Origin of the sequence: Moorena sp. SIO2C4 (assembly GCF_010672485.1) — a bacterium.
GTDB classification, from domain to species: domain Bacteria; phylum Cyanobacteriota; class Cyanobacteriia; order Cyanobacteriales; family Coleofasciculaceae; genus Moorena; species Moorena producens.
In genome coordinates, this window is the sequence record NZ_JAAHGN010000411.1 from 1 (window position 1) to 6,256 (window position 6,256).

Here is a 6,256-nt window from a genome sequence, read left to right on the forward strand (position 1 = left end):
TGTGAACAGCTCGATGCCCAATCCGAACAATCCAAGGCTGGGCATTTGGGAGTCGCTCAAACAAACCATTTGTAGCACTGAGAATATCATCAGCCAGCTCAAACTGCCCAGTTTCAATGTCAATCGCTACGATTCTGCCATAATTGCCTGGTTCAACCAAAGGGCGTACTTGACTCTGATAGATGTAATCTCCACGCCTAGCAAATTCTTCTTTGCTATAGCGAGGTTGCCGAACTACCATTGGTTTGACCTCTGTTCAAGATTACCGCAGACCATGATTATAGCCTGAACTCAATGGAATAAGAATCCAAAGCACCTTCTCCCGGACCCTGAGTCCACCGTGAATCAGGTTTCCAAGCACCATTTTCTTCTTCCCGGCGGCGAGTGCGGACAGTAAGCTGATTACCTTCAAATGTCAGTAGATTATATTGCCAGGGATAACCGGTTACTAGTTCTTTGGTCGGTGCGCCAAAGGTGCCAGCACAAATTCTATCGAGTTTGCGCCCATCTTGGCTGAGGTCGTAACGGAAAAGACTGGTTTCAGCTTTGTGGATGTGTCCATGCAGGAAAAAGCGGAATCCAGCAACAGCTAGTTGTTCGATGAATCCTTGGTCGGTAATCCTATCGCTTCCGCTACTATTCAGGGCATGGTGCCAAACCGCTATTTTCAGGCAGTTGCGGTAGTCTGGGTTACGGCGAATCTCTTTCAGGGCGTTGGTCAGAGCACCTGAGTGAATGCTAGCACGGTCTTTGAAGTGGTGATCGAGTTGCCAAGCCGAGTTTAGTCCTAGGATCAGGAGGTTTTGGTCTGGGAGATGGTCGATAATCCCTTGCTGGTGATAGTCCAGGGCATAGGGTTGAGCTTTGATGGCTTGATAGAATTGGCTGAAGTGGGCAAAGCGTTGTTGGTATTTAGCGTCATCTCGGACTCGAATCACCTCTTCACTGACTTTGATGTAGTGACCGTCTTTTAGTTCACCGTCATATTCTTCGAGATCCCATAACTGATAAGCCTGCTTTGCTAGTGTCCAATTGAGGTCATGGTTACCGGGAACTAGAACAATTTGCTTCGGGTCTAGGGGGAAGTCTTGGCGGAGGTTGTGGAGAAACTGTTGTGCAGCCTGGTATTCTTCTGTAGTGGAATAATTGGCAATATCACCGGAGAGGATCAGAGCATCAAGGTTATCGATTTGAAGGTCTTGGTTGAGGTCTTGGGCGAGTTGGTTTGACCAACGGGTAGCTTGGTCAGGGGTGGTGATGTGGAGGTCGGAGAGGTGGAGGATGTATATGGTTTGAGTGGTAATAAATTTGGGAGGATCGGGTTTGGGAGTAGGTTTGGGACGATAGGTTGGGTTGTAGACTTGGCAGCGCTCTTGAATGGCTTTAATAGCTTTGATAGTGTACTGAACAGTATCTTTATCATTAGTTGCTGCCAATTCTTTCTTGTTCAGGAGATTAATCAGTTGAGGAATAGTGGCTTCTGTCCCGATGTTTTCCAGAGCAAATACCGCACTACTACGCACATTATAGTGCTCATCATCTAGCAATTTAATTAATGGCTCAATCGCGACTTCTGTGCCAATTTTTCCCAGAGCATCTGCCGCAATCCTACGCACATGATCGTGGTCATCATCCAGCAATTTAATTAAGGGGTCGATCGTGGCTTTTGTCCCGATTTTTCCCAGAGCAACTGCCGCACTACCATGCACCCAAGAGTCGTGATCATCGAGCAATTTAATTAAGGGGTCGATCGTGGCTTCTGTCCCGATTGTTCCTAGATAAAATGCCGCAGTACTACGCACCAAAGAGTCGTGATCATCGAGCAATTTAATTAAGGGGTCGATGGTGGCTTCTGTCCCGATTTTTCCTAGAGCATCTGCCGCACTTCTACGCACATCTGAGTCGTGATCATCGAGCAATTTAATTAAGGGGTCGATGGTGGCTTCTGTCCCGATTTTTCCCAGAGCAACTGCCGCACTACTACGCACATCTGAGTCGTGATCATCGAGCAATTTAATTAAGGGGTCGATGGTGGCTTCTATCCCGATTGCTCCCAGAGCAACTGCCGCACTACTACGCACATCTGAGTCGTGATCATCGAGCAATTTAATTAAGGGGTCGATGGTGGCTTTTGTCCCGATTTTTCCCAGAGCTTCTGCCGCACTACTACGCACATGATTGTGGTCATCATCGAGCAATTTAATTAAGGGGTCGATGGTGGCTTCTATCCCGATTGCTCCCAGAGCAACTGCCGCACTACTACGCACATGATTGTGGTCATCATCGAGCAATTTAATTAAGGGGTCGATGGTGGCTTCTGTCCCAATTTTTCCCAGAGCAACTGCCGCAGTACTACGCACCAAAGAGTCGTGATCATCCAGCAATTTAGTTAAGGCTTCGATGGTGGCTTCTGTCCCAATTTTTCCCAGAGCTTTTGCCGCAATACTACGCACATGATCGTGGTCATCATCCAGCAATCTAATTAAGGGGTCGATGGTGGCTTTTGTCCCGATTTTTCCCAGAGCAACTGCCGCACTAGTACGCACCAAAGAGTCGTGATCATCCAGCAATTTAGTTAAGGGTTCGATGGTGGCTTCTGTCCCGATTTTTCCCAGAGCATCTGCCGCACTAGTACGCACAAATGAGTTGGGATCATCCAGCAATTTAATTAAGGGGTTTATAGCGGCTTCTGTCCCGATTTCTCCCAGAGCATCTGCCGCACTAGTACGCACAGATGAGTGGTCATCATCCAGGCATTTAATTAAGGGGTCAATCGCCACTTCTGTCCCGATTTTTTCCAGAGATTTTGCCACACTAGTACGCACAGATGAGTCGTCATAATCCAGGCATTTACTTAGTTCAGGTATCGCTCTATCTGATTCAGTTATTCCCAACAGCTCAACCTTAAGTAACTTCGGAACCTCTAACCCAGCCACCAACCCGACAGTCTGCTCCTGAAACTCCGGTTTTACTGCTCCTGCTAACCTCGCTCCCAGTTGCAAATCCACTCCTAACCCTAACCTTACCACCCGGTTTGCTTGCTTTTGATTGTCTACCAATTGCAGCATTAGCACCAGAGGTTCTGTCCATTTCAAATAATTGAGATAGTTCTGTTGCAGCTGCTGATCACTGATATGTGGTAATTGCTTTAATAAATATTCGGCTGTATAGTATTCTTGGAGCAGTTGGTGTCGAAACTCAAATAAATCTCCTGATTGTTGAATCAAGTGATAGTTGAGTAAGTCATCAAGCCAAGTCTTGGCGCAAACATTAGGATTAACAACAGCCTTCTTAAGTAGATAGTTAGTTAAAATTTCCTCGGCTTTGGTTTTGGGAATAGCAACGCTGATATCCTCTGGTTGATCAGGGTTATCCCCTGTTGTCATCACAAACCCTAACTGTTGCAGTAGCTCAGGCCAAAATTTTCTTGATTGATTATCGGAAACCTTAACATCTTGCTTGATTTGCTTAGAATAAGACTCGGTAAATGACCGAAACACTAAACCGAGATTTGACGGTATTTTACCTACAGACTTAAACAGGTCACATAGCATCATCAATAGTAGGGGGGTTTGCCCAAATTCCCGTAAGCGATCGCCCAACTGCTGGAGCATCTGCTCCCCCTGTTGTGGCAAATACTTGCGGACAAACTCGGACATTTGGGCTGCACTCAAGGGTTGCATTTGCAACTTCTTCTCAATCCCCAAGTCACCACCCACTCCTAAATCCCTAGTGGTGAAAATCATGAGAGTAGTTTTCTGGTAATCCTGCCGAAACTGAGTCAAATCTAGGCGTGCTGCTTCTGAGGGTAGCTCGTTCACGCCATCGATAAGTAGCAAGAATTGTCCCTGAAACAATAGTCTTTCGATTTCGGTAGAGTCGAGGAGTACACCATGGCGTTTCAGAAAATTCCGTACTAACTCCAACACCGATGTCTGGTAATATCGCAGTTCCACCAGTACCGGAATTTTCCCTTGTATCCCTTCATCTGCCAACAATTGGACTAATGCGGTGGATTTGCCTGAACCCGGACGTCCCACCAGTAAGACATGGTTAGCAGCATACTTCCGCAATCCTTCTAGGACAGGCAAGCGCTCAATTTCTTCCCGATTTTCGTCTGTTTTTGGCTGCTCCGACTTGATGGTTTCCACCATTAGGTCAAAGTTGAACAGCATCGGGGTCTGTTGCTGCTTGCGCTTGCGGTCTTCGACATCGCTTAGGGTATAAACTTGCCACCTTTGGGCGTAGGTGTTACGGATTGATTCTAGATAGGGATCCCAAGTGACCATTTTAGGGTTGAATGGGGTTAAAGGTTGTTCGCGTAGCGTGGCCTTTTGGCCAAGGTTGAAGGTTGAAGCAGAATGCGATCGCATAAGCGCGGAAGCGAAGCTTCATCGCGTAGCGTGGCCGTAGGCCAATCGCATGATTGTAGAGGCACTATTGAAGTAGAATGCGATCACATCTGTGATAGTAGCAAACTGGCTTGATGCCAGTTCCACCAATTAGTTGTAGAGGCATGATCGGAATAGTAAGCGTACGCATCTGTGATAGTAGCAAACCGACAAGATGCCAGTTCCACCAAGATGTCCCCAAACTGGCTTGATGCCAGTTCTACCCATTATTTGTAGAGGCACTATCGGAATAGTATGCGTACACATCTGTGATAGTAGCAAACTGGCTTGATGCCAGTTCTACCAAGATGCCCGCGTACGCATTCCAATTCCCTACTCCCTACTCCCTGTTCCCTATTACAGAGAGCTAGAATCAAGACTTGCAGCTTCACCAGGAGTTTCAGGCAAGTGTATACCACACTCTTGCTTAAGGCCATGAAAACGGGTATCCCGTTCATCCTGATCATCAAAGGATAAAGGTCGGCTGGAATGCCAATCACCGACGGTTGTATAACCTTCATCAAACATGGGATGATAGGGTAAATCATGAGCTGTGAGATACTTATAGATATCCCTAGAGTGCCAGTTAAGAATTGGCAAAATCTTATACTGCTCTGCCTGCTTGTTAACCCAGCCCATACTCTTGCGGTGGTCAGTCTGTTGCTTGCGCAATCCTGCTAACCATCCCGTTGCCTTCAGTTCCCGCAAAGCGCGCTGCATCGGTTCCACCTTGCGGATCTGGTCGTAGCGGTTGAGGGATTCTACATCCTGCTTTTCCCAGAGTCTGTCATACAACGCTTCCATCCGTGCTGGACTCATGGCAGACTGGTATACTTTTACATTCAACTTGAGCCGTTCGATCAACTCCTCGGCAAATCGATAGGTTTTCACCGGTAGGTAGCCCGTATCTATCCAAATTACCGGTATATCTGGAACGACACTAGTGACCAAGTGCAGCATGACCGCTGACTGGATCCCAAAGCTGCTACTCATCACTAAGCCATCACCAAAGGTTTCAGCTGCCCATTCTACGATTTTGGTAGCGCTAGTGTCAGTCAGTTGCTGATTTACTGCTTCCAAATCCAGCTCAATTGGGTTTGATGTCACCCCGGTCATGGGGTCTAACTGCTGAGATTGGAGCTGGTTTGTTTTCCCATTCCCATCGAGGTGATCAGGGCTTTCGATAGGTGCAGCCTGTTGATTTCCAGAAGCTTGATCAGAAACGATCAGATTCAGTCGCGGCATGGTGGTAGTGTCTTGTTTTTACTCTGGATATATTGTTATGGTAATTTATTTGTGAATAATCTCTTTGGCAAGAGGCAAGAGGCAAGAGGCAAGAGGCAAGAGGCAAAAGGCAAGAGGGAACGCTGATCTGACTCCCGATTCCCGACTCCCTACTCCCGACTCCCGACTCCCGATAATCCTAAGAGTCTTCTTCAGTTATCGGCTCCCCGATATCAAAGATAATCACAAAGTTCGCATCGGGCATTAGCCGTTTCAGAGCCTGCATATGACCCTCCGCATCGGATCGTTTACGGAACCGAGCAACAATTACTCTTTGCATCTTGGGCAATAGACGCACCACCACCCATGGATGTAGGCGTTCAGCATAGGACATAATTTTATGTATCTCCTGTTATAAGGGGTCCTAGAGCCAGCCTTCAGCCTGGAATATCTTCAGGCTGGCTCTTCCCGTTGAACGTTTCGTTTAACGTCTGGGGTAATTTTATTATAACATAAAAAATTTTCTATTATAACATATTTTGAAAATATTTGTAACAAATTTTGGAGGGAACAGGGAACAGGGAATCGGGAATCGGGAGTAGGGAATAGGGAATAGGGAATAGAGACTCAATTGAGAATTT

Annotated in this window: 7 protein-coding genes; 1 reads left to right on the plus strand and 6 read right to left on the minus strand. The window is 46.8% G+C overall.

Annotation, left to right across the window (positions count from 1 at the left end):
• The 5 genes from F6K20_RS20430 to F6K20_RS20450 all read right to left on the minus strand — a co-directional run.
• The coding region (locus F6K20_RS20430) for a hypothetical protein (RefSeq protein WP_287295828.1) at nt 1-241 on the minus strand (241 nt) is incomplete at its 3' end.
• 37 nt (nt 242-278) lie between these two features.
• Complete coding sequence (locus F6K20_RS20435; protein ID WP_287295832.1) at nt 279-4,289, minus strand: HEAT repeat domain-containing protein; 4,011 nt, start codon at nt 4,287-4,289, stop codon at nt 279-281.
• Nucleotides 4,290-4,306: 17 nt separating this feature from the next.
• Nucleotides 4,307-4,438, minus strand: coding sequence for a hypothetical protein (locus tag F6K20_RS20440; RefSeq protein WP_287295829.1), 132 nt, complete (start codon nt 4,436-4,438; stop codon nt 4,307-4,309).
• Between the two features lie 18 nt (nt 4,439-4,456).
• Nucleotides 4,457-4,579: a hypothetical protein gene (locus tag F6K20_RS20445; RefSeq protein ID WP_287295830.1), complete on the minus strand. Its 123-nt coding sequence runs from the start codon at nt 4,577-4,579 to the stop codon at nt 4,457-4,459.
• 169 nt (nt 4,580-4,748) lie between these two features.
• Entirely contained in the window at nt 4,749-5,507 is a 759-nt protein-coding gene (locus tag F6K20_RS20450; protein WP_287295834.1) for a phosphoadenylyl-sulfate reductase, read from the minus strand.
• 193 nt (nt 5,508-5,700) lie between these two features.
• Between F6K20_RS20450 and F6K20_RS20455 the strand changes: the two genes are divergently transcribed.
• Nucleotides 5,701-5,883: a hypothetical protein gene (locus tag F6K20_RS20455; protein ID WP_287295836.1), complete on the plus strand. Its 183-nt coding sequence runs from the start codon at nt 5,701-5,703 to the stop codon at nt 5,881-5,883.
• Here F6K20_RS20455 and F6K20_RS40770 read toward each other — a convergent pair.
• Entirely contained in the window at nt 5,815-6,009 is a 195-nt protein-coding gene (locus F6K20_RS40770) for a hypothetical protein (protein ID WP_071106925.1), read from the minus strand. The two genes, F6K20_RS20455 and F6K20_RS40770, sit on opposite strands and share 69 nt — an antisense overlap.
• Nucleotides 6,010-6,256: the final 247 nt, after the last annotated feature.

Excerpts from the sequence above, each read along its gene's own strand:
- F6K20_RS20450 (WP_287295834.1), bottom strand. The coding sequence starts at position 5,507 with ATGACCGGGGTGACATCAAACCCAATTGAGCTGGATTTGGAAGCAGTA.
- F6K20_RS20435 (WP_287295832.1), bottom strand. The coding sequence starts at position 4,289 with ATGGTCACTTGGGATCCCTATCTAGAATCAATCCGTAACACCTACGCC.
- F6K20_RS40770 (WP_071106925.1), bottom strand. The coding sequence starts at position 6,009 with ATGTCCTATGCTGAACGCCTACATCCATGGGTGGTGGTGCGTCTATTG.